This window comes from Sphaerochaeta sp. PS (assembly GCF_032144095.1).
Classification (GTDB): Bacteria; Spirochaetota; Spirochaetia; order Sphaerochaetales; family Sphaerochaetaceae; genus Sphaerochaeta.
This window is the reverse complement of sequence record NZ_JAVSNJ010000001.1, coordinates 423,983-444,679: the sequence shown is the minus strand read 5'-3', so window position 1 is coordinate 444,679 and position 20,697 is coordinate 423,983. Positions and strand designations below refer to the sequence as shown.

The window sequence follows — 20,697 nt, the reverse complement described above, 5'->3', positions numbered from 1 at the left end:
ACATTGGCAGCTCCTGATACAGGGCTGCTGATATTTTATAGGAGCCGAAGATGAAAAACATCCTCTTGATCCCCGATTCATTCAAGGGAACCATGAGTTCCGAAGAGATCTGTAGCATCATGGACAGAGCCATCAAGATCCACTATCCCGATGCAATGGTAAAGCAGATTCCCGTCGCAGATGGTGGGGAGGGAAGTGTCGACGCATTCCTCCAAGCCCTCGGTGGCGAGAAAAAATACCTGACCGTGCAAGGTCCTTTTGGCAAGAACATGGAAGGCTTCTATGGGGTGGTGAAAAAAACTACCGCCGTCATCGAGATGGCAGCCTGCGCAGGGCTTCCCCTGGTAGGAGATGAGCTCTACCCTGACAAGACAACCACCTATGGTGTAGGCGAATTGATCCTCGACGCGGCAAGAAGTGGCTGCAAGGAGATCATCGTAGGGCTCGGAGGAAGTGCAACCAACGACGGGGGCTGTGGAGCCGCCGCCGCTTGTGGTGTCATCTTCAGGGACGAGACAGGAAAGTCCTTCATCCCAACAGGGGGAACCCTGAATGCCGTTGCCTCGATCGACTGCTCTGGCCTCGACAAGGCCCTGGAGCATGTCTCAATCACCACCATGTGTGACATCGACAACCCCTTCTACGGGAAAACCGGCGCTGCCTATATTTTCGGGCCCCAGAAGGGAGCAAACCCCGAGATGGTCCAAATCCTCAACGCAAACCTGGAAAGCCTAGCCAAAGTTATCAAGCGCGACTGCAAGATCGACGTGCAGGCTATAGCAGGTTCCGGTGCCGCCGGTGGTATGGGAGGAGGCATGGCCGCCTTCTTCGGTTCCCATCTGCAGATGGGCATCGAGACAGTCCTCGATACCGTGAATTTCGCCAACCTTCTCAAGAGCGCTGACCTGGTACTTACCGGCGAGGGAAAGATCGACAGCCAGTCCCTTCGTGGCAAGGTTGTCATCGGTGTCGCAAGAAGGGCAAAGAAGGCCAATGTTCCCGTTGTAGCCGTAGTTGGGGATATCTCCGACGACGTCGAGGGAGCCTACGAAGAGGGTGTCAGTGCCATCTTCTCCATCAACCGCCTCGCGGTGGACTTCAAGATTGCCAAGACCCGTGCCCACCAGGATATGGAGAAGACCGTAGACAACCTGATGCGCTTTCTCAAGCGCATGGGACTATGAACCAAGCGATCCTGCTTGGAAGGCTTGCCCCGCTGGAGGAGCCTTCCAATGCCCGGTTCTCCCTCAAGCTGAAGATCAGCGAACGGGAGATCCTGGGCGTCAGGACCCCTCACCTCACCCGCCTGGCAAAGGAGTTTGCCAAGCAGGAGGACCTGGCTTTCCTTGATGATTTTCTTCTCTACCCTTCCGTCTGCTATGAGGAGGTCATCCTTGCCTTCAAGGTGTTTGGCCTCCTGAAGCTCGACAGATCTACTACCCTGGCGTATCTGGAAAAACTGCTGCCCTACAACGACAGCTGGGCCACCAATGACGCACTCAGCTCCAGTTTTGTCGCACCCAAAAAGGATCTGGATGGCTACTGGCCCTCCATCATCCGGTATCTGGACTCCCCAAACCCCTGGGACATCCGGTTTGCAACCATCACCCTGATGTGCTGCTACCTCACCGACCTATATACCCCGAAGGTATTGAGCCTGCTTTCAGCCATCAAGAGCGACCACTACTATGTCAACATGGGTATTGCCTGGGTGTTTGCAACCGCCATGGCAAAGCAGAGGGACCTTACCCTAGGGTACCTCAAGAAGGGGATACTCCCTGAAGAGGTGAGAAAAAAGGCTATACAGAAAAGCATCGAGTCCTTTAGGGTCAGCGACGGGGACAAGGCAGTGTTGCGCTCCATGCGCTGAGCCTCCCCAGCTTCAGGAGTTTGGCACACCGACGGCCCAACCGATGCATCAAAGATAGCACAGGACAGCCCTTCCTTAGCCTAGCAAACCCATAAAGGGTTCCAGTCTGGGATTCTTTTTGCAAGCCATAAGGGGATGCCACAAAAAGAGGCGGGAGTTGGAATAGCTATTTTGCCCTGAAAGTAGTTGCCATTATCAAATAAAAGTATTACTTTTACTGTACGACATGAGAAATTGTTTGTATAGTATAGATAGTAGGAGATGAAAATGATTAAACACGTAACACAGAAGACATATGAAGCAGAGGTCCTGAAGAGCACCGTTCCCGTAGTAGTGGATTTCTGGGCAAGCTGGTGTGGTCCTTGCAAGATGCAGGGTACCATCCTCGAGAAGCTCGACAAGGAAATTTCCGAGACCCAGGCCAAGATTTGCAAGGTCAACGTTGACGAAGAGGGCGAACTCGCCGCAACATTCGGCGTCCAGTCCATCCCTACCCTCCTTTTCTACAAGGACGGCAAGGTAGTAAACAAGGCTGTCGGCGTCCGTGATGCTGATGCCCTGAAGAAAGCACTCGGGATCTAATCTGTCCAACGATCAAGTGCAAAGAGCCTGCTATGGGAGACCATTGCAGGCTCCTGTTTTTTAAAATCTTACAATATAAAAAGCTACACAACCAGAAAAAAAAATATATAATTTTATGAGGTTTTGCTTGACATAGTGTTTCTATATACAGTAACATAGCCAACCATAAGGAGCCTATCATGCAAAACGCAATTACCAAAGAGATCAACACTACCAATCTTCCTGACAAGGATGGCAACTTCGGAGAGTTCGGAGGTTCGTTCATCCCCCCACAGCTCCAGAAGGTAATGGATGACGTCACCAAGGCGTATGAAGAGATCGTAACTGACCCTGCATTCCTCGAGGAATTGAGCTACCTGCAGATACACTACATTGGACGACCTTCCCCTGTCTACTTTGCCAAACGCCTTACCGAGAGCGTAGGAGGGGCACAGATCTACCTCAAGAGAGAGGACCTGAACCATACCGGGGCCCATAAGATCAACCACTGTATCGGAGAGGTGCTCCTTGCCAAGAAGATGGGAAAGAAAAAGGTAATTGCAGAGACCGGTGCAGGCCAGCATGGGGTGGCCCTTGCCACTGCAGCAGCACTACTGGGACTTGAATGTGACATCTACATGGGAGCGGTCGACATCAAGAAAGAGGCCCCGAACGTAAGCCGGATGAAGGTCCTGGGTGCCAGGGTCGTTGAGGTGACGCGTGGGACACAGACACTCAAGGATGCAGTGGATGCTGCCTTCGAAGCCTACCTGGAAGACCCCATCGACCAGATCTACTGCATTGGCTCCGTAGTCGGTCCCCACCCCTTCCCCATGATGGTCCGTGATTTCCAGTCCATCGTTGGTGTTGAGGCCAAGAAACAGTTCAAGGAGATGACTGGAACCCTCCCTGATGCCATCGTCGCCTGTGTAGGTGGTGGTTCCAATGCCATGGGCATCTTCAGTGCCTTCCTTGATGACAAGCAGGTAAAGCTCTACGGTGTCGAACCTGCCGGAAAGGGCCTCGATACCCCCTTCCATGCGGCAACCCTTACCAAGGGCAGCGTCGGTATCCTCCATGGGTTCAAGAGCTACCTCCTGCAGGATGAGAAGGGTGAAGCCCTTCCCGTCTACTCCATCGCCAGCGGCTTGGACTACCCCGGGGTAGGACCACAGCACAGCTTTCTGAAGACCATCGGACGGGTCGACTACCAGAGCGCCACCGACCGTGAGGCTGTCGAAGCCTTCTATGGGCTGAGCCGCATGGAGGGCATCATCCCGGCCCTGGAGTCCTCACACGCTGTCGCCTATGCGATCAAGCTGGCCCAAACCATGCCAAAGGAGAGCAAGATCCTGGTCAATCTCTCAGGCCGTGGTGACAAGGACATCGACTTTGTGATGGAGAACTACCCTCTTGTGGATTATGAGCCAGAAGAACAGGCAACAGGATTTGACGAGTTCCTGAGCCACATCAAAAGCAAATGAGCGTGCAAATAGCGTAAAATCCGATATTCCATCATGGATATGCAGGCTCCCGAAAGGGAGCCTGTTCCTTGCCCTCCCTAGATTTCATCCCGTACAGCCACCATGGAGGGAGAGTAAGGATGGTACCCAATCTCTATTACCATGCAACTTTCTCCTTCACTACCTGTAGTGCCTGTTCAGTTCTTTCGTCTAACTCTTGGGTGAAACTCAAAATCAAAGATATATCATCAACAGTCTTACCACTTGAAAGTAATGCTGGATCATATCTCCAGATCTCAATAGGAAAGCCACCAAAGTCAAGGAAATCCATTTCGCTAATCTCATCAGACTCTAGCTCCCTTGCCTGGCTCATCGATACAACATACCAGCCGTCCTTTTGCGTTGCTGACAGCATAGTCTGACTGCTCAAAGCCAAGAGACCTCCAAGAAGCGCCTTTTGTGGTTCTTTTGAAAGATAGATTGTTTTATGTGCTGGCGATTGCAAATAAGGCTTTGCAGCCTCTAAAAGCTCACGCTTTGATGCAATGGATAGGGTAAGTAGCTTTTTAGTACCTTCTACCCTGATTGATAGCAGCTCAAGTTGCTCAAGAGCACTGATAGCTCTTGTAATCGTTGCCTTTGAGAGCTTCAGCTCCATTGCCAGCTCCGAGGCAGTTACTGCATAACTGGATTTTCTATAGTAAAGATAGAGAAAAACAAGTTGAGTTCCCGGTGCCATAGCTTCTGGTAACCTTAGCATGTTCGATTTCTTTTCAGTGAATGCACACCCTACGAATGGGAGGTATAATTGCGCATCTGGCACCACAAAAGGAACCTTTTGCGATAGCAGAGCGCTGCGTTGGTTTGAGCGAAGAGATGGAACGACTAAAGCAGAGCTAAGACCTGATAGCTGAGAAGTTTTGGCAAGATGCTTGACCAGTGTAGGCAACCTATACCCGTTTGTTGTTGGTTCCATTGTAATGAAACTATTACCCTGTATGCTTGCCGTTTGGAAACGATATCCCTCTTCTAAATATAGTGGAATATTGCCTGGAAATGTATAGTCTCGGACTTTTACATCCTTGCCAAAAAGAGATTTCAAGTATTGCACCATTTTTGCATTTTTTTGTTTCATACTAGTTGTAAAGTACCATAGGTAATGAAACTTGTCAAATATAATGAAACTTACAACAAAAAAACATTGAGGATGAGGATTTTCTACCAACCCTCCTTTGGGAGCAATTGTAGCCATTGAATCCCCCTTGGCTAACGGCAAAGAGGGTATTGAGGATGCAAGGGAACATCAGCACGGGTAGGCTGATTTCGATGGAGGAAAAAGAAGTTGTCACAGAAAAGGAATGCATCCACCCAAGGAAGCACACTCCCCTATCCGAGCATGCCAGATAGGCGGGATGACAATTTTGTATGGATACTGGGCCAATGTTACCCAACCAGTCCAAAAGCAATTTTTTATCACAAGAGAATGGCTACAAGGGTGATGCTCCTCTTTCCTGTTGCATTGTGTGTATTTCCTTTGTTCGGAAACCAGCAACTTTACCCAATCTTTATCCTACGACCAGGCCCATTCCATGGTAGCCCACTATGCTTGGGCCATAGAGCCTGCCAGCTCAAGGCGTTGGCAGGGATTGGTCAAGTGACCATATCGAACAGAATGCACGGCTAGCCAGGCTGGCCATAGCAAAGGGACAGATCATGAAAACGTTTCAAAAAATTGTATTGCTCGTCGCCGTACTGGGCATGGGTGCTTTAGGAATTCTGGGTGCAGAGCCCATCAGTGAAGTGCAGAATCTTCCAGCGGCTGTGGAGCCAACCCTTGGCCTCCCTTCCGATTCTGCAGGAATCCTCTACATGAGGGAAGAGGAGAAACTCGCCCGCGATGTCTATCTTGCCCTGTATGAGATATGGGGGATCAGGACTTTCTCCAATATTGCAAGAAGTGAGCAGATGCACATGGACGCCATCGCTCTCCTGATCGAAGCCAACCAACTCGTGGACCCGGCCATTGGTGCTAAACCTGGTGAGTTCCAAAATACCGACCTGGCCTCGCTCTATACCTCATTGGTAGCACAAGGATCAAGATCCCCCCAGGATGGACTTATCGTCGGCTCCATCATTGAGGATCTAGACATCCATGATCTGGAAACCTATCTTTCCCAGACCACTGACCCAGGGGCCATAGCCGTCTATACAAATCTCTTGAGAGGGTCAGAAAACCACATGCGTTCGTTCTCTAGACAGCTTGCCAGGTACAGGATTGCCTATAGTCCGAACTATATTTCACAAGAGCGGTTGGATTCCATCCTGTACCGGTAAGAGAGAGGACATGGATAGGGGCTGCCTACTGGCAGCCCCTCCCTATTTGTCCCTTGTACCGGAACTATCTGGCTACAGGCGTATCTGCATACCCACCGTAGGGCCGATGAAAAGGGTGGGAGAACCCTCCTTGTCCTTGAACAGCAAATGGGAGAGATAGGGGCCGGAAAAGCCCATGACCGAGCCTATTGCGGCTCCTGCCAGGACATCGGTGATAAAGTGGTTGCCACTAGCCACCCGCAGAACTGCAGTGGTTGCAGCCAAAGCCCAGGTGGTTGCCGTAACCACGCCCTTGTAGGGGGAGTCGGGATAGTAGAGGGAGAAGACCGTCTGGGTATAGGCAGCTGAACTGAAGGCCAGCAAGGTATGGCCGGAAGGGAATGAATGGCCGAAGTCCGTGGTATCCTCAGGTTGGAGAGTATCGTTTCCTGGAAGCTGGTATGGCCTCTCCCGGGTTATGGAACCCTTGAGCAGGGTCCTCATCCCATAGGAAGCAAGATAGGTAGGGGCGTAGGTCAGGCCTATCCCTACCCAGTCGGAGGCAGGAGCGGCAAAGGCAAAGGCTGCCGGGGAGATTGCCGTCAAGGCTGAGGTGATATCACTGGCAAGGGAGAGGTTCTTGTCATAGGGAAAGATAGCCTGGCTATCGAGCCAGTTGGTTGCAAAGAGGGGGGTCACAAACCCAAGGGACATGACCAACACCATAAGCATCGTAATCGTTTTGGCCTTCTTCATCTGCATTGCTCCCCCATGTAGGAATCAGTGTAGCCAGGATAGGGCTACTCGTCCATCCTTTCCAAGGCAAACCGAATCTCCGAGAGGGTAAAGCCCCGTTTCTGCAGTTTCTGTCTGGCCACTTCAGCATCATCCTTGCGTAGGGCCACCTCATATGCCTTCCCCACAGCCTCAATGAGGAGCTCTTCGGTGAAGGCTTCCTGGAGGGCACGCTCGGCATCCTCACGGTTCACCCCTTTTGCAAGGAGCCTCTGGCGCAGGAGGACCTTCCCTTCAGGATTCTTCCTCTGTCTGCTGAGAATGTACGATTGGGCGAACCGGTATTCGCTGAGCAGGTTCTGTTGGGACAGAAGGTCGAGTGTTTGGGTGATCTGTCGTTCTGCATAGTTTTTCTTCAGCAGTTTCTGCCTAAGCTCAAGGCCGGTATGTTCCCTTCTGGCCAGATAGGCCAAGGCCTGTTCACGGCAATTGAGGGATTGCTGTTCATCACGCAGAGAGTCGGCCATCTCGTCTGAGATCTTCTGGCCAACTTCCAGATGGCTGGAAAGAAATAGGTGTGTGGTGATAAAAAAAGGGGAAAGCCCCTCTTGAAGGATAAAATATCCTTCTCCGGAGGCCTTCCTCTCGATAGTAGCAGACACAGTCTAACGCTTGGAGAACTGGAACTTGCGGCGAGCACCGGGCTGGCCATACTTCTTGCGTTCAACCATGCGGGAGTCACGAGTCATGAATCCACTGGTATGCAGTACTGGGCGATAGGCTTCATCATGGGCAACCAGGGCTCTGGAGATACCATGACGGCAAGCACCAGCCTGGCCGGATGGGCCACCACCAACAACGTTGATCAGCATGTCGTACTTGGTAACAGTATCAGTAGCCACCAGAGGCTGCTTGACGATGAAGGTCAACATCGGGTTCCCGAAGTATGAATCGACATCTCTACCGTTAATTACGATCTTGCCATCACCTTCTCTGAGGTAGACACGGGCGATGGCGGTCTTTCTGCGTCCAACGCCATGACCAAGATCAACAACTTTCTTATCTTCTTTTTTCTTTGCCATATTCCGCTCCTACCTTAAATTTCAACCGTAATTGGCTGTTGAGCAGTCTGCTGGTGGTTTGCACCGGCATACACTCTCATGTTGGTGAACAACTTGCGACCGAGCGGCCCGCGGGGAAGCATTCCCTTGACGGCATGTTCCATGGGGAACACTGGTTTGCGCTTGATCATATCTGCATAGCTGGTCTGCTTAAGGCCACCTGGGAAGTTGGAGTGGTGATAGTACATCTTGTCCTGGTACTTGTTGCCGGTGAGGGCAGCCTTCTCAGCATTGATGATAATCACAAAGTCACCCATATCCTGGTGAGGAACGTACTCGGGCTTGTTCTTCCCGCGGAGGATGCGTGCTGCGGCAACAGCTACTCTGCCGAGCTCCTTTCCCTCTGCATCTATCAGATACCATTTCTTCTGAACTGTCAGCGGTTTCACAAAAATAGTTTTCATCTATTCATCCTGTTCTGCAAGGCATCAGCCTTACGTAGTGTTTTGGTTTATGGACAGCAAAAGACATAATTCCATACGCACAGAATGCTGTCAAGCAGTCCGTGCAGCAACTAGCCATGCCGCCATCTGTCTATCCATTGGTTGTTACAAACTGCTCTGCCAACTTCAGGAATAGGGCTATATCTCCCTTGGAGTACTCTCCGGGGGTGATAAGCGGTATATCCGCTGAAGGAGGGAGGACCACCTTAAGGCTCAAGGCCTCTTGGGCGAACTCCCTGTAGCGCGAAGGCGGGAGGTGCGTCATTCCGTACGGACCTCGCGTCTCAAACAAACCCTCAAGGGGATTGTCCTTGCGCTTGGCAACTGCTTCATCCGACTGGAGGTTGTGCATCAGGGCCGAAACACTCTTGATGAGCAAATCAAGAAGCAACGGTGAAACACAGTCCGAAGGCGGCAAATCTGCTGCTAGTGTTGGATCCTTTACGCATACGACCTGAGGTATGAAACTCCCTGGGAAAGGTAGGATAGGGAAGAGCAACACGGAGTCTGCCCCGCCGACCTCTAGGTACGGACGCCAATAGGACACTAGGCAACGATCTGTTGGAGGTGAACATGCTGGGTCGTAGATTGGATCTTGCGACACCATCATAGCCACCTGTCGGGCAACCTGGGCATCAGCATAGAGCCGAAAATCCGAGTAGCCAGGAAACAGTTTAGCCAGTAGTTTTTCGAGCCTTCCCTCAAATACCGAAGGGTATTCGCTGATCAGACCCCGGCTCACAGTGGACTTTATGGAACGCTGCAGCATATCGGGACGATGACCAAGGAGGGCTCTGCCATGGTTTTGGAAAAAATCGAGATATCTCACGCCGTATCGATCATACAAGTAGAACGACCGTGCGCGGACAACGATAGGCATTGTATATCTTTCGGACGCAACATGTCTAGTATCTTTCACACCAGCATGCATATCATTCACCTCCAATTTTCTCAAGCTGGGCAAATTTGCTGATAAAGGTGGCTTTTCTCCCCCCCACAAAACAGACGTCAATGACCTCCCGGTCCCCACTGGTCTTCAGGCTTACCACCTCACCCTCCCCATACTGGTCGCTGTAGACCTTCTGCCCGAGTGGATAGAGGCTCTCCCCCTCCTTCTCGGAATGGTTGGCAGCCATGGTGAAGCTCTTGGCCTTTGCGCCAAACCCCTGCTGGATGAGTGCCCCGCCTGAGTTACCCCAGCCATCGCTTCGTTCCTTGGTTGCATGGGTCCGTTTCTCGCCAAGGCTACCGAGTCCACGATAGGCTCCCCCTTCTCCAAGGGCATCAAGGGTACCTGGACGGATTCCTTGCACCGCTATCTGTGAGGAGGCTATCTCATCGATGAACCGGCTGGGATGCTGGAAACTGGTCTTTCCCCAGATCTTCCTGGCTTTTGCACAGAGCATGTAGAGCTCCTTCCTTGCCCGGGTAACTGCGACATAGAAGATTCTTCGCTCTTCCTCGATGTCATCGTCACTCTCCTTTGCCCGACCTGGGAAAAGCTCCTCCTCAAGGCCGGCTATGAACACCCGGTCAAACTCAAGGCCCTTGGTGTTGTGCATCGTAATGAGGGTAACCCCTGCCTTGTCCCGGGGATCTTCCTTCCCAAGGGTGGTCGGGTCGAGGCAGAGCTGCTCCAGGAAGAGCAACAGGCCGTCACGGGACGAGTCGTAGGAGGCCAAAGCGTTGACCAGTGCCTCAAGGTTGTCGACCTTACCGGTACTGTTCTGGTTGTCGATCTTCTGGTAGTGGCCAAGCAGGCCGGAATCCCTGATGAGGAAGTTCACACAGTCAACCAGCTCTTCGCTGTCGACCATGCGGTTTGCATGCTGGTACATCTCCATAAATTGGGTTGCCCCACTCTTTGCCTTGGAGGAGAGGTTGCCCGATCGAATGGCAAGTTCCAGCATGGAGAAGACATCCCCCTCTGCCTGGGGGGAATAGGAGAGGATGGTCTCCATCGCACTTTCGCCGATTCCCCTGGGAGGCTTGTTGACCATGCGCCTGAAATTTACCTCGTCCTTGCTGTTGGTCAGCAAAAACAGGAGGGCCAGGGCATCCTTGACCTCTTCACGGTCGTAGAACTGCAGGGCACCCACCACCTTGTAGGGAATGCGCATCCGCTTGAGGGTAGTCTCGAATGCGACCGACTGGGCATTGGTCCTATAGAGGACTGCACTGCCGTCATAATTCTTGTCCTGCAGCAGGATATTGCCCACCCGAAGGGCTTCGTCGGCCTCGTCCTGCACATAGAGCAGGGTCGGCTTCGAGCCTTTGGTATTGGCTGTCCACAGGCGCTTTGCATGACGGCCCTTGTTGTTGGCTATCACCGTATTGGCGATGTCCAGGATATTCTGGGTTGAACGGTAGTTTTGTTCAAGCTTGACCGTCTTCGCCCCTGGATAGATCTCGGGAAAGGAGAGGATGTTCTGGACCTCCGCCCCACGGAAGCGGTAGATGCTCTGGTCGTCATCACCCACAACACAGATAAAGCAATTGGGCCCCACTAGGCGGCGCAGCAGCTCGAACTGGGCGATGTTGGAGTCCTGGTACTCATCCACCAGGATGACCTGGAAGCGGTTGTGTATCCAGGAGAGGACATCAGGGGATGCATCAAGCAGCTCGATGCTGCGTCCGATCAGGTCGGCAAAGTCAACATTGCCGACCTTCCTCATCTTTGTCTCGTAGGATTCAAACATCCTGGGAAAGGTTGCATCGGCCTTCAGGCTGGTAAGGTTGTCATTGTAGCCCAGGCCCCGGTCCTTGGCGTAGGAGATCTTGCGCATGACTGGGTCGAGTTCGCGCTTCTTGTGGTTGGGATAGCAGGAGGCCAGCAACGAGAGCGAATCGTCATCATCATAGATGGTGAAGTTGGATCCCAAGCCTATGGCGGATCCAAATCGCCTCAAAAACCAGGCCCCGAAGGAGTGAAAGGTACGGATGGTGACATCCTCAGCCCTTGGGTCACGGCCGAGCAGCAGCTCAACCCGTTCGCGCATCTCCTTTGCGGCCTTGTTGGTAAAGGTGACTGCAAGGATCTTGTAGGCGGGGATGCCCAGCTCCTCGATGCAATAGGCAATCTTGGTGGTAATGACCCGGGTCTTGCCCGATCCTGCACCTGCGAGCACCAAAAGCGGAGAGCTGTTTTCCAGCACTGCCTCCTTCTGGTCCGAATTCAACTGGGAAAGCAAAGCATCAATATTAGCCATCAACACGCTCCAAAACTACGGCCTCAAGGTCCAGGCCCTTTACCGCACGTATTCCACATCTCACGACAGAGCCTGGGACAAGGTCCCTACCCATCACCACAGTCAGGCCATCGACCTCAGGGGCCTGGGAGTAGATCCTTCCTATTGCCAGATCCTCTTCCTGGATCTTCTCTTCAATAAGGACATCGTACTCCTTGCCGACAAACTGCTCCAGGCGGCTGACGGTGATCGGCTGCTGCAAGGCCTCCAATTTTTTCTGGTATTTGGCGGCTACCGTATGGGCCTTGTCGTGATCCTTCTCCCCTCTCAGCCCAAAGGCCTTGGTCCCCTCTTCCCTACTGTAGAGGAAGGAGCCCATCCAATCGAGCTGGGCCTTCTTGAGGAAATCCTGCAGCTCTGCAAAGGCTTGGGCATCCTCCCCTGGATAGCCAAGCAGGATGGTCGAGCGGATGACCGCACCGGGGACTGTTGAGCGAATGGACTCGATGAGGGCCAGATAGCTCTCCTTCGTCCCTGTCCTTCCCATGCTTCTCAGCACCGATGTTGCCGCATGCTGGAACGGGATGTCAAAATAGGGGAGCACTTTCGGGTTCTCCACTATGAACTGGGGCAGTTCGGGGGGAAATGCATCAGGATGGATATAGAGAAGACGAAGGACAAAATTTCCCTCCAATGCCACAAGACGCTTCAGCAGCTCCATGAACTGGCTTGAGCCATCGCCGGTATCGGTACCAAAGGCGGCCAGGTCCTGGGCTATGAGATTCAGTTCCCTGATGCCCCTGTCCAGAAGCCTCCGTGCGTCCTCAAGGATCATCTCCATCGGACGGGAACGCAGGGAGCCACGGATGAGCGGGATTGCACAATAGGAACAGCGATGGTTGCACCCTTCGCTGATCTTCAGGTATGCACTGCCGGGAAACGAGAGCAGCTCGTTGCGCTCATAGACCTCCTCCTTGACCGGGGGATAGGCATAGGTTTCCACCACCCTCTCCCCGTTGACCACCCTGTCGACGACCTCCCGTATCTTGGAAAGGTCGCGGTTGCCAAAGATAGCCGAGGCCTCCAGCAGTTCCTCGCTCAGGTCCTGTGCATAGCGCTGGGCCATGCAACCGGTAAGCAATATCTTTGCCTGGGGATTGGTTTCGTGAAGTGAAAAGAAAGACTCGATCGACTGCTCGCGCGCGCTTTCAATGAAACCACAGGTATTCACAAGCATGACATCCGCTTCTGTCGGGTCGTCCGTTCGTATATAGTCATCTTCTGCAAGAAGGTTCAGCATGGTCTCAGCATCAACCTGATTCTTCGAGCAGCCAAGGTTCTCCAGATAGAGTTTTTTCATAATTTCTTTCTCCTGCGATATAGGGCCGAACACTTACAGTAGCATAGAACAGGCGGGAAATAATACACCTGTATCTCCATTGGATTATAGTGACACAATTACAAAATCCGTATAGAAAAACACCAAGTTAAACTAATTTAACTATATATCATGATTGCTTTTATCTTTATACTTTTGCTTTTCATTTTGCATGCTGTTGATGATTCTTGCATAAATAAAGAAGTTGGTATAGTATCAGAAATGCTGTGTGACAAATGGCAAACGGCCCATTCTCCATGCAATCCAGTCTCTCAAGAGGAAGCGAATGACCAAATATATCGTGAATCGTCTTTTAGGGATAATCCCTACGTTATTGATCATCATCACCCTAAGCTTCTTTATTGTCCGTGTTGCCCCAGGAGGTCCATTCGCTACCGAAAGGAACCTCCCAGAAGTGGTAAAACGCAATATTGAAGCAAAGTATCATATGAACGAGCCGCTTGTTCAGCAGTATGGAAGGTACATGTTCGACATCCTTCGTGGCGACCTTGGCCCCTCCTTCAAGTACAAGGATTATGATGTAAACTACTACATCTTCAACAGCCTTCCCAAATCCATAGTACTGGGTTTGTGCGCCATGTTCCTGGCCCTCTCGTTCGGCATATCGGCAGGAATCATCGCCGCCGTCAGGCAAAATACCTGGGTCGACTACCTCAGTATGGGTGTAGCGGTCATAGGGATATCCATACCCCTGTTTGTCATAGCCCCGGTTCTCCAGCTCATCTTTGCGATGAAGCTGAAATGGTTGCCTACCAGTGGGTGGTACACTACAGGCGAAGGATACCTTACCATCATCCTGCCTGCGGTCTCCCTCTCCTTTGAATACTTTGCAAATATTGCAAGGCTGACCCGATCCTCCATGCTCGACACCCTGCGAAGCGACTACATCCGCACGGCAAAGGCCAAGGGGATGAAGAACTCCTCCATCATCTTCAAGCATGCCATGAAGGGTGCGATGCTGCCGATCGTCAGCTATCTTGGACCAGCCTTTGCGGGAATCATCACCGGCTCCATCGTGGTCGAACAGATATTCCGTGTTCCGGGCTTGGGAAAATTCTTCGTACAGAGTTCCTTCAACAGGGACTATACCCTGATCGTCGGTGTCGTCATCGTCTACTCGCTTATCCTGGTGGTAATGAACTTTATCGTAGACGTCGTATACGCCCAGCTCGACCCCCGAATCACCTACAAATAGGAGTGACCCTCATGATAGCACTAAAGAAAAAGAAAGAGGCACCCCTCAATGAATTCGACCAGGTGGTTGTTGGAAACAGCCTGGGCAAGGATGCCTGGAGACGGCTGAAGAAAAACAAGATGGCAGTTATCGGCATGGTCATTGTCATCGTCTACTCCTTGCTTGCGACCTTTGCAGCCTTCCTTCCCATCTACCCCTATGACCAGATCATCCTCGACCACCAGCACCTCAGACCTACCTTGAACAAGACGGCAGGGGAGCTGATGATGGAGGCCAGGCTGCAGGACCTCTATTTCAAGGCCTGGAGAGGCGGCAGCCTTGTAATGACTGAAGCAGAGTCGGCCCAGATAAAGCAGTGGATCAAGGACAACGAGAACAATAAGGTCTGGACCTTCTGCCTGCTTGAAGGCGAGAGACAGAAAAACGCCGGAACCTTTACATTCAGCGCTGCAGATACACGTACCATCGAGAAATTACAGGACCGCATCGATACCGAGTTCATCGTCACCGTAGATAAGACCTATTGGAAAGACCCCGCAACCGGAAAGACCCAGAACCTTGCCAAACTCTCCTACCAGGAGATCCTCCCTGTCTACGCTGCCATCGTAGGGCTGGATATCCCGACCATCGAAAATCAGGTCATCCAGGATATGCGGGCCCAGGTAATGAACACCATCAAGGGAACCAGCCCCGGTTTGACAGAAGAGGAGTACCAGTCGTCCCTAGAGATGGAGATGCTCTCCCAAGGGGAAAAAGGACTTGCCTCCACCGGCAAGGCCAACCTGTTGGGCAAGATCAAGACATCCATCACCAAGAATGCCGAAAAGACACTCAAGCAGGATATCAAGGACGGCACCGTAGCCTTCCCCATAAAGACGAAGATCACCCTCTCCGAAAACCTTACAGCTGATATTGCTGCGACCAAGAAGCATAGCCGCCACTACCTGCTGGGAACGGATTACAGTGGAAGGGATATGCTCAGCCGCATCATCTATGGCGGGCAGGTCTCCATCGCCATCGGCCTTGTGGGAACTATTACCAGCGTGCTCATCGGCATCGTGTTCGGCGCCCTTGCCGGATACCTGGGGGGAAAGATCGACTTTATCCTGATGCGTATCGTAGACATCATGTACGGCCTTCCCTATATGTTGCTGGTCATCATATTCATGGCTATATTCGGCAGGAACATCATGAACCTCTTCGTTGCCCTGGCCATGGTCAGCTGGCTAACCGTAGCCCGTATGGTCCGAGGCCAGATCATGAGCCTGAAGAACAGCGAGTTCGTAGAAGCGGCAAAGAGCATGGGAGCCTCGACAGGAAGGATCATCTTCCGCCACATGGTGCCCAACTCCCTCTCCGTCATCATTGTCTACTCGACCCTCAGGGTCCCTGCCTTCATCATGCAGGAGTCGTTCCTCTCCTTCCTGGGATTGGGAGTTCAGGCACCCTATGCATCCTGGGGTTCTCTGGTAGGCGATGCGGTGAACGGCATGACGCTCTATCCCTGGAAGCTGGTATTCCCAGCCATCGCAATGACCATTTTCCTCTTTGCCATGAACTTCTTTGGTGATGGCCTGAGAGATGCTTTCGATCCGCAAAGCAAGAACCAACTTTAGGAGGACGAAGAATGAGTTTGAAACCCAATGCAAAACCGGTCCTCGAAGTCAAGGACCTGCAGACCTATTTCAAGACAGACGCCGGCATCGTAAAGGCTGTCGACGGAGTTTCCTTTACCATCCATGAAGGGGAGACCCTGGGGATCGTAGGGGAGTCAGGTAGCGGCAAGAGCGTCACCAACCTCTCCATCATGCGCCTCATCCCCTCCCCTCCAGGCAAGATTGTCGGCGGGCAGGTGCTCTTTGAAGGAGAGGATATCCTCAAGCTGAGCGAAGCCGAGATGCGCAACATCCGGGGGGACAAGATATCCATGATCTTCCAGGACCCCATGACCAGCCTCAACCCGTTTTTGAGGATCTCGACACAGATGATCGAGACCATCAGGCTGCACAATCCAGGGGTAACCAAGAAAGAGGCCCTTGAGCGCTCCATCGAGATGCTCAAGCTTGTAGGCATCCCTTCCCCAGAGAGAAGGATCAACAGCTATCCCCACCAGTTCTCAGGCGGGATGCGCCAGCGTGTCATGATCGCCCAGGCCCTTTCCTGCGATGCCCAGGTCTTGCTCGCCGATGAGCCAACCACTGCTCTGGACGTAACCATCCAGGCCCAGATCCTCGAACTCATTGCAAAACTGAATGCACAGATGGGAACCGCAGTCATCCTGGTAACCCACGACCTTGGCGTGGTTGCCGGCATGTGTGACAAGGTATGTGTCATGTATGCAGGACGCATTGTCGAGACGGCCTCAACCGAGGAACTCTATGCAAAGCCCTCCCACCCTTACACCGAGGGGCTCATCAAGAGTGTTCCCCGGATGGATACGGCAAAAAAGAATGAGCGACTCTTCTCCATTGAAGGACAGCCACCTAACGTCATCGACCTACCTCCCTGCTGCCCGTTCCACCCAAGATGCCAAAAGGCCATGGAGGTATGCCGTCATGCCTATCCACCGGTAAAAGACCTGGGCAATGCCCATGAGGTATCTTGTTGGCTCTACCTTGATGAGAAAACCAAGGAACAGGCATTGCAGGATGCCACACTACAGGAGAAGGCATAATGGCAACAACAGACAAGCCCCTTTTGGAAGTAAGGGATCTCAAGCAGCACTTCCCCATCAAGACCGGCACACTGTTCAACAGACAGGTTGGAGCGATTCGTGCAGTCGATGGGATTTCCTTTGACATATATCCCGGGGAGACATTGGGGATCGTGGGAGAATCAGGCTGTGGAAAATCCACAACTGTCCGATCGATTGCCCAGCTCTACAAGCCAACCAGCGGAAGCGTCATATTCAACGGCATTGACCTCGTAGAGGCCGACAGCCGAACCATGCTCAAGGCAAGGAAGGAGATGCAGCTGATATTCCAGGATCCCTATGCCTCTCTCGACCCCAGGATGACAGTACGCTCCATCATTGCTGAACCGATGGTCATCTACAACAACAGAAAGCTTCTGGACAAGCCCATGACCTCCCAGGAGATGGAAATTCGGGTCGAGGACCTCATGGAGCGTGTAGGGCTGAACAAGGCGTTCAAGAACCGGTATCCCCACGAATTCAGCGGGGGACAGCGGCAGAGGATCGGCATCGCCCGAGCTTTGGCACTCAACCCCAAGATCATCCTGGCAGATGAGCCGGTATCAGCTCTTGACGTCTCGATCCAGGCACAGATATTGAACCTGCTGGGTGATTTGCAGAAAGAGTTCGGCCTCACCTACCTCTTCATCGCCCACGACCTGGCGGTAATCCAGCATATCAGCACACGCATCGCAGTCATGTATTTGGGCAAGATCGTTGAGATTTCAGAGGCAACCCAGCTCTATGACTCACCAAAGCACCCCTATACTGTCGCCTTGCTCTCTGCTGCCCCGATCCCTGACCCCAAGGTGGAGCGTGAACGGAAGAGGATCATCCTCACCGGCGATGTCCCGTCCCCAGACAGGGAACGTGCAGGCTGCTACTTCTATGACCGTTGTCCCAAGAAAATGCCCTGGTGTTCGTGCCACCTGCCACCGATGTTCGACATCAGCGACAAGCACAAGGTTGCCTGCTGGCTCTACACCAAGCAGGATGTCAGCAAGATCAGCATGGAAGATGCCCTTGCAGATGCGGCAAAACTGAAGGCACAGCAGCCCACCACATAATCCTACAGAAATAGGGCAAACGTACAGGAAGGACACTCGTCAGACGGGTGTCCTTCTTCATGCATGGGCTCTCCCCTATTGGGGATCTCGCAGGCCAACAAGCAGGTCCATGTCCCGGGGTCGGTCAATCTGCATGGAAAGCCCGCTGACGACCGAGATTGCCTGGATGGCAGCCTCGGTCCTGCCAGCGGAACTCTTCTCTGCGATGATCTCAATGTCTCGACTCTCCTCGTTTTTGAGCTTCAGGGTGAACACTATCATCGCCTTGAACCTACGCTTGGTAGGTTTCGCATCCTTGTCCGTCGAGCCACGCACAAAGTGGGTAAGCTCAAGGTGGGAGATTTCACTGAAGGGGAAGGTCTCCTCTTTGCCAACAAAACCAACACCGTAGAACGAGTGGACCTCATTGCTTTCACAATCGAATGTCCAGGTATCCCTAAAGAGAGTGCCGCACAGGGTAAAAAAGAAGAGCAGGACCAGGTGCCACATCGATAGCAGGGAGACACCTTCCTTGACATTAAGGCCCAGGCCCCAGAAAAGGAAGAGGGTAAAGACCAGACAGGAGAGGGTAAAGCCAAGGCTTACCGAGTATGAGATGCCCTTTTTTGTCTTTCGTATCGTGTGCCGAACCATCTGAACCCCCTTGCAGCTAGTTTCAAATATACATATTTTTCCAAAAGAGGACACCAAAAGAGTGCATATCCAGTGTATGAAAATTCATCCATCAGGGCAAAACCGCCAAATTTGGGCTTTTAGTAACGATTTGCGGAATGAACACATTTGCCTTTTCTCTTGATTCGTGGTTTAATGTAGTTTATCCTAAGTTGAATGTATACACTTAGAATTTACAAGGAGATATGTCTATGAAGAAATTTCTGGCTATCATGCTTTGCGTAGTACTTGTCAGCGCTGTTTTCATTTCATGTGGAAAGAAAGAAGCGCCCAAGCCTGCTGCAACTGCTGCCCCTGCAGCTCCTGTTGCTGCTCCCGCTCCTGTAGCTGCTGCACCTGCCCCAGCTGCCCCCGCTCCTGTAGCTGCTGCACCTGCCCCAGCTGCCAAGGATGAAATCGTGTTCCGCATCTCCAACGGTGCAGAGCCAGAATCTTTGGATCCAGCCCTCATCCAGGGTGTGCCTGAGCACAGAATCTATGAGGCCCTCTTCGAAGGTCTTGTAGCTTCAGATCCCGTAACTGCACTCGCCGTTCCTGGCGTTGCCGAAAGCTGGACCATCAGTGATGACATGACACAGTACACATTCAAGCTTCGCAAGAATGCTGTATGGTCTGATGGAGTTCCCATCACAGCCAACGATGTTGTCTACTCCTGGTTGAGAATCCTCGATCCAGCAACTGCAGGTCCCTATGCATGGTTCCCTTGCATGTTCCTCGCTGGTGCTGAAGGCTTCAACGCTGGTACTGCCGGTCCTGAGACTGTTGGAATTCGTGCCCTTGACGACCAGACCTTCCAGATGGACCTCATCGGCCCCCTGCCGTACACCCTTGATGCCCTTTCCCACTACTCGTTTGCCATCGTTCCCAAGCACGCCATCGAGAAATTTGGCGCTGCATGGACCGATCCCAAGAACTTTGTAGGAAATGGCCCATACGTGTTGAGCGAACGCGTTGCTCAGACCTCCATCACTGCAACGAAGAACCAGAAATACTGGGACAAGGACAATGTAAAACTTGACAAGGTCATCTTCTACTCTTCCGACAGTGATACCACCAACTACAACATGTACCTCAATGGTGAGATTGACTGGGCAACCAACGTCCCACCGAACCAGATCAAAGCTGCTTCCATGCGTGACGATTTCCAGATCTCCCCACAGCTGGCAACATACTACTATGTATTCCAGAACGTGAAGGCTCCCATCAACAACGTACTGGTCAGAAAGGCCCTTGCCCTTGCAATCGACCGCACGGCCCTTGTTGAAGGTGTGACCAAGGCTGGACAGATCCCAGCTTGGGGCATTGTCTCTCCGATGGCTGGCTATGAAGCCCTTGAGTTCCCCTATGACGATCAGGACAAAGCCATTGCAGCAGCCCAGAAATTGCTTTCTGACGCTGGCTATCCCAATGGAATTGGGTTCCCGACCATCAGTATCCTGTACAACACCAATGAAGCTCACAAGCAGATTGCAGAGTTCATTCAGCAGGAATGGAAGAACAACCTTGGCATCAACGTAACACTTGAGAACCAGGAGTGGCAGACATACCTCTCGAACAGAAACCAGGGTGACTTCTTAGTTGCTCGTGCTGGTTGGGTAGGCGACTACACCGATCCAAACACCTTCCTGGATATGTTCCTTACCGGAAGCGGCATGAATGGTGGAAAGTACTCCAATGAAGTATTTGACCTTCTGATCAACGAAGCAGCAAGAATGGATGCAGGCCCAGACCGCATGGGTGTCCTCCGAACTGCTGAAGACCTCCTGATCAATGAAGACCAGGGCATCCTTCCCTTGTACTACTATGTAACCATGAACATGGTGAACACAGACAAGTGGGGTGGCTGGCACACAAACACCATGGATTACCATCCAACCAAGAACATCTACCTCAAGAAGTAGTGTTCCTGTCCTAGACAACATGGTCCCCGAGAGTTCTCGGGGGCCTTTTTTTGCTGGACTGAAATGCATAACTTAGC

At 52.2% G+C, this 20,697-nt stretch carries 18 protein-coding genes and 2 pseudogenes; 11 read left to right on the top strand and 9 right to left on the bottom strand.

Going from position 1 to position 20,697, the window contains the following annotated elements; all coding sequences use genetic code 11:
• Positions 1–50 precede the first annotated feature (50 nt).
• From ROJ03_RS02125 to trpB, 4 genes are all read left to right on the top strand, one after another.
• Complete coding sequence (locus ROJ03_RS02125; protein WP_313725339.1) at positions 51–1,184, top strand: glycerate kinase; 1,134 nt, start codon at positions 51–53, stop codon at positions 1,182–1,184.
• Positions 1,181–1,870, top strand: a complete 690-nt coding sequence (locus ROJ03_RS02120; protein WP_313725338.1) for a DNA alkylation repair protein — start codon at positions 1,181–1,183, stop codon at positions 1,868–1,870. The genes ROJ03_RS02125 and ROJ03_RS02120 overlap by 4 nt, the downstream gene beginning before the upstream one ends.
• Before the next feature lie 267 nt (positions 1,871–2,137).
• The gene (gene trxA / locus ROJ03_RS02115; RefSeq protein WP_313725337.1) at positions 2,138–2,452 is read left to right on the top strand and encodes a thioredoxin; all 315 of its coding nucleotides are present in this window, start codon (positions 2,138–2,140) and stop codon (positions 2,450–2,452) included.
• Between the two features lie 179 nt (positions 2,453–2,631).
• Positions 2,632–3,915, top strand: coding sequence for a tryptophan synthase subunit beta (gene trpB, locus ROJ03_RS02110; protein ID WP_313725336.1), 1,284 nt, complete (start codon positions 2,632–2,634; stop codon positions 3,913–3,915).
• A 136-nt stretch (positions 3,916–4,051) separates the two neighbouring features.
• Here trpB and ROJ03_RS02105 read toward each other — a convergent pair whose 3' ends face one another.
• Complete coding sequence (locus tag ROJ03_RS02105) at positions 4,052–5,146, bottom strand: HTH domain-containing protein (protein ID WP_313725335.1); 1,095 nt, start codon at positions 5,144–5,146, stop codon at positions 4,052–4,054.
• A 461-nt stretch (positions 5,147–5,607) separates the two neighbouring features.
• On the opposite strand from ROJ03_RS02105, the gene ROJ03_RS02100 reads away from it, so the two are divergent.
• On the top strand, positions 5,608–6,228 hold the full coding sequence (locus ROJ03_RS02100; protein WP_313725334.1) for a DUF2202 domain-containing protein: 621 nt from the start codon (positions 5,608–5,610) through the stop codon (positions 6,226–6,228).
• 72 nt (positions 6,229–6,300) lie between these two features.
• On the opposite strand, the gene ROJ03_RS02095 is transcribed toward ROJ03_RS02100, so the two are convergent.
• From ROJ03_RS02095 to rimO, 7 genes are all read right to left on the bottom strand, one after another.
• Positions 6,301–6,963, bottom strand: coding sequence for a phosphatase PAP2 family protein (locus ROJ03_RS02095; RefSeq protein WP_313725333.1), 663 nt, complete (start codon positions 6,961–6,963; stop codon positions 6,301–6,303).
• A gap of 44 nt (positions 6,964–7,007) precedes the next feature.
• The gene (locus ROJ03_RS02090) at positions 7,008–7,604 is read right to left on the bottom strand and encodes a regulatory protein RecX (RefSeq protein WP_313725332.1); all 597 of its coding nucleotides are present in this window, start codon (positions 7,602–7,604) and stop codon (positions 7,008–7,010) included.
• 3 nt (positions 7,605–7,607) lie between these two features.
• Complete coding sequence (gene rpsI / locus ROJ03_RS02085) at positions 7,608–8,024, bottom strand: 30S ribosomal protein S9 (protein ID WP_313725331.1); 417 nt, start codon at positions 8,022–8,024, stop codon at positions 7,608–7,610.
• Between the two features lie 14 nt (positions 8,025–8,038).
• Positions 8,039–8,467 (bottom strand): 50S ribosomal protein L13, encoded by a 429-nt coding sequence (rplM, locus tag ROJ03_RS02080; RefSeq protein WP_313725330.1) that lies wholly within the window; start codon positions 8,465–8,467, stop codon positions 8,039–8,041.
• Positions 8,468–8,597: 130 nt separating this feature from the next.
• The gene (locus ROJ03_RS02075) at positions 8,598–9,275 is read right to left on the bottom strand and encodes a glutamate-1-semialdehyde aminotransferase (protein ID WP_313725329.1); all 678 of its coding nucleotides are present in this window, start codon (positions 9,273–9,275) and stop codon (positions 8,598–8,600) included.
• A gap of 163 nt (positions 9,276–9,438) precedes the next feature.
• Positions 9,439–11,715 carry a UvrD-helicase domain-containing protein gene (locus tag ROJ03_RS02070; RefSeq protein WP_313725328.1) on the bottom strand — a complete coding sequence of 759 codons (2,277 nt, stop codon included), beginning with the start codon at positions 11,713–11,715 and terminating at the stop codon, positions 9,439–9,441.
• Positions 11,708–13,054: a 30S ribosomal protein S12 methylthiotransferase RimO gene (rimO, locus tag ROJ03_RS02065; protein WP_313725327.1), complete on the bottom strand. Its 1,347-nt coding sequence runs from the start codon at positions 13,052–13,054 to the stop codon at positions 11,708–11,710. Before rimO ends, ROJ03_RS02070 begins: the two co-directional genes overlap by 8 nt.
• 304 nt (positions 13,055–13,358) lie before the next feature.
• On the opposite strand from rimO, the gene oppB reads away from it, so the two are divergent.
• The 5 genes and pseudogenes from oppB (at position 13,359) to ROJ03_RS02040 (ending at position 18,047) form a co-directional block, all read left to right on the top strand.
• A complete protein-coding gene (gene oppB / locus ROJ03_RS02060) occupies positions 13,359–14,288 on the top strand; it encodes an oligopeptide ABC transporter permease OppB (RefSeq protein ID WP_313725326.1) in 930 nt (309 codons plus the stop codon).
• 11 nt (positions 14,289–14,299) lie between these two features.
• A pseudogene (locus tag ROJ03_RS02055) lies at positions 14,300–14,512 on the top strand (ABC transporter permease); the annotation flags it as partial.
• A gap of 669 nt (positions 14,513–15,181) precedes the next feature.
• Positions 15,182–15,904 (top strand): annotated as a pseudogene (locus tag ROJ03_RS02050) (ABC transporter permease); the annotation flags it as partial.
• A gap of 11 nt (positions 15,905–15,915) precedes the next feature.
• Entirely contained in the window at positions 15,916–16,962 is a 1,047-nt protein-coding gene (locus tag ROJ03_RS02045) for an ABC transporter ATP-binding protein (RefSeq protein WP_313725325.1), read from the top strand.
• Positions 16,962–18,047, top strand: coding sequence for an oligopeptide/dipeptide ABC transporter ATP-binding protein (locus tag ROJ03_RS02040; RefSeq protein ID WP_313725324.1), 1,086 nt, complete (start codon positions 16,962–16,964; stop codon positions 18,045–18,047). The genes ROJ03_RS02045 and ROJ03_RS02040 overlap by 1 nt, the downstream gene beginning before the upstream one ends.
• Positions 18,048–18,122: 75 nt before the next feature.
• Here the strand turns inward: ROJ03_RS02040 and ROJ03_RS02035 are convergent, their stop codons facing one another.
• Positions 18,123–18,680 (bottom strand): hypothetical protein, encoded by a 558-nt coding sequence (locus ROJ03_RS02035; RefSeq protein WP_313725323.1) that lies wholly within the window; start codon positions 18,678–18,680, stop codon positions 18,123–18,125.
• 230 nt (positions 18,681–18,910) lie between these two features.
• On the opposite strand from ROJ03_RS02035, the gene ROJ03_RS02030 reads away from it, so the two are divergent.
• Positions 18,911–20,620: a peptide ABC transporter substrate-binding protein gene (locus tag ROJ03_RS02030; RefSeq protein WP_313725322.1), complete on the top strand. Its 1,710-nt coding sequence runs from the start codon at positions 18,911–18,913 to the stop codon at positions 20,618–20,620.
• Positions 20,621–20,697 lie beyond the last annotated feature (77 nt).

Excerpts from the sequence above, each read along its gene's own strand:
- trxA (WP_313725337.1), top strand. The coding sequence starts at position 2,138 with ATGATTAAACACGTAACACAGAAGACATATGAAGCAGAGGTCCTGAAG.
- oppB (WP_313725326.1), top strand. The coding sequence starts at position 13,359 with ATGACCAAATATATCGTGAATCGTCTTTTAGGGATAATCCCTACGTTA.
- trpB (WP_313725336.1), top strand. The coding sequence starts at position 2,632 with ATGCAAAACGCAATTACCAAAGAGATCAACACTACCAATCTTCCTGAC.
- ROJ03_RS02035 (WP_313725323.1), bottom strand. The coding sequence starts at position 18,680 with ATGGTTCGGCACACGATACGAAAGACAAAAAAGGGCATCTCATACTCG.
- ROJ03_RS02075 (WP_313725329.1), bottom strand. The coding sequence starts at position 9,275 with ATGCTGCAGCGTTCCATAAAGTCCACTGTGAGCCGGGGTCTGATCAGC.
- ROJ03_RS02100 (WP_313725334.1), top strand. The coding sequence starts at position 5,608 with ATGAAAACGTTTCAAAAAATTGTATTGCTCGTCGCCGTACTGGGCATG.
- rpsI (WP_313725331.1), bottom strand. The coding sequence starts at position 8,024 with ATGGCAAAGAAAAAAGAAGATAAGAAAGTTGTTGATCTTGGTCATGGC.
- rplM (WP_313725330.1), bottom strand. The coding sequence starts at position 8,467 with ATGAAAACTATTTTTGTGAAACCGCTGACAGTTCAGAAGAAATGGTAT.
- ROJ03_RS02095 (WP_313725333.1), bottom strand. The coding sequence starts at position 6,963 with ATGAAGAAGGCCAAAACGATTACGATGCTTATGGTGTTGGTCATGTCC.
- ROJ03_RS02030 (WP_313725322.1), top strand. The coding sequence starts at position 18,911 with ATGAAGAAATTTCTGGCTATCATGCTTTGCGTAGTACTTGTCAGCGCT.
- ROJ03_RS02105 (WP_313725335.1), bottom strand. The coding sequence starts at position 5,146 with ATGGCTACAATTGCTCCCAAAGGAGGGTTGGTAGAAAATCCTCATCCT.
- ROJ03_RS02070 (WP_313725328.1), bottom strand. The coding sequence starts at position 11,715 with ATGGCTAATATTGATGCTTTGCTTTCCCAGTTGAATTCGGACCAGAAG.
- ROJ03_RS02120 (WP_313725338.1), top strand. The coding sequence starts at position 1,181 with ATGAACCAAGCGATCCTGCTTGGAAGGCTTGCCCCGCTGGAGGAGCCT.
- rimO (WP_313725327.1), bottom strand. The coding sequence starts at position 13,054 with ATGAAAAAACTCTATCTGGAGAACCTTGGCTGCTCGAAGAATCAGGTT.
- ROJ03_RS02125 (WP_313725339.1), top strand. The coding sequence starts at position 51 with ATGAAAAACATCCTCTTGATCCCCGATTCATTCAAGGGAACCATGAGT.
- ROJ03_RS02045 (WP_313725325.1), top strand. The coding sequence starts at position 15,916 with ATGAGTTTGAAACCCAATGCAAAACCGGTCCTCGAAGTCAAGGACCTG.
- ROJ03_RS02040 (WP_313725324.1), top strand. The coding sequence starts at position 16,962 with ATGGCAACAACAGACAAGCCCCTTTTGGAAGTAAGGGATCTCAAGCAG.